This is a genomic window from Aetokthonos hydrillicola CCALA 1050, assembly GCF_017591665.1.
GTDB lineage: Bacteria > Cyanobacteriota > Cyanobacteriia > Cyanobacteriales > Nostocaceae > Aetokthonos > Aetokthonos hydrillicola.
In genome coordinates, this window is sequence record NZ_JAAKGC010000394.1 from 1 (window position 1) to 1,387 (window position 1,387).

At 44.6% G+C, this 1,387-nt stretch carries 3 protein-coding genes; all 3 read right to left on the reverse strand.

The window, feature by feature from the left end:
* Window positions 1-153: 153 nt before the first annotated feature.
* Window positions 154-549, reverse strand: a complete 396-nt coding sequence (locus G4P69_RS38240) for a type II toxin-antitoxin system VapC family toxin (RefSeq protein ID WP_208341787.1) — start codon at window positions 547-549, stop codon at window positions 154-156.
* Window positions 546-815, reverse strand: coding sequence for a hypothetical protein (locus tag G4P69_RS38245; protein WP_208341789.1), 270 nt, complete (start codon window positions 813-815; stop codon window positions 546-548). Before G4P69_RS38245 ends, G4P69_RS38240 begins: the two co-directional genes overlap by 4 nt.
* Before the next feature lie 172 nt (window positions 816-987).
* A partial coding sequence (locus G4P69_RS38250) for an ATP-binding protein (protein ID WP_208355194.1) occupies window positions 988-1,387 on the reverse strand: 400 nt, incomplete at its 5' end.

Genomic DNA, 1,387 nt, shown 5'->3' on the forward strand with positions numbered 1-1,387 from the left:
TTTGAACAATAGATAAAAGCTGGAAAGTTATCCTATTTAATTACTTTTTTTCGGGTTTTACATCAGCGTCAAATTTATAACTTTTGGTTTTTACTCAATGTAATCTTGTTATACTACTATTTGAAGTACGGAATATGGGATTTATGTATAATTTTACCAAAGTGTTTTGATGTGTGGATATGTGAGAATTTTTTGATGACAGGTTATGAGTTCTATATTGCGGCGGTAGGCGATCGCAACAATAATACGATCAGCTGGATCTTTGTGAAAATCACCGGGTAACTGTGTGCTAGCGATCGCATCGAGTGGATCAACTGGTTCTATGGTGATTCCTCTTCGAGTTTTTGCAATTGCAAACCATTCATTAACGCTAAGGGGGAGTGGTAGTTTCCCAGCACTATGCTTGAGTGCAATTTCCCAAACAGAAATGGCAGAAACAATGACGGCGTTTTGGTTTTCAGCTATGGTTAACAGGGTACGACTACGCTCGGAAAGCTTTTCTGGACTATGCAACCACCAAAGCCAAATATGAGTATCGAGTAAAATCATTGTTCAAAAGCATCCCATAATTCAGGCATGGGTTCGTCAAAATCTGGAGGAATTGTAATGGGGATTCGTCGTAGGGGATGCTCAGGACTGCGATCTGCTTTATAGTGCAACGCTTCCCTATCATAGGTTAAATCAACTTCGTTGGGGGAGGGGCATGGCTGTGATACTCTTGGTACTGTCAGACTCTGAGCCAAAAGTTGGAGGATGCGAATCCTTTCCTCTAAATCGAGGCTGAGGATTTTTTGCTCTAGTTCTTGATTGCTCATGGTTTCGCCCTCATGGCTGTAGTTATTTATTTTAGCTGATCTGTCTAATCGATCCGATGACAGTTAGCCGGATCACTCTGGGAACGATCACCTCAATGGAGCAAGTGGCTCAAGATTAAGTAGAGCATACTATAGCTGATGCTTTTAACGTATGTGGCGGCAATGTTAGCTTTTAGACTGGCTCTATCGTCCATTCAAGTGTTACCCGCATCCCACCTTTTTCTAAAGAAACTCTTTCGCAGAGTCCATTGGGAAGTTCAGAAGCAATGGTGGTCATCAACTTAGTCCCGTAACCGCCCGTCTTGCGTTTCTTATTAAGATCGTCTTGGTCAGTGTGTTCTGGTAGAGTACCATTATTCTCAATCACCAGCTTACACCGATTTCCTTCCTGTAATAGGTAAATTGTAACCTCAGTCGCCGTACCATTGGGTGGTTGGGCATGGTGGATTATGTTGGTGATCGCTTCTCTAAAAAAGCAGAAAACATCTTCTCTCGCATCAATCCACGCCCTACCCCCCTCCCCCCCCCCCCCCCCCCCCCCCCCCCCCCCCCCCCCCCCCCCCCCCCCCCCC

Coding starts and splice junctions, on each gene's coding strand:
- G4P69_RS38240 (WP_208341787.1), bottom strand. CDS start 549: ATGATTTTACTCGATACTCATATTTGGCTTTGGTGGTTGCATAGTCCA.
- G4P69_RS38245 (WP_208341789.1), bottom strand. CDS start 815: ATGAGCAATCAAGAACTAGAGCAAAAAATCCTCAGCCTCGATTTAGAG.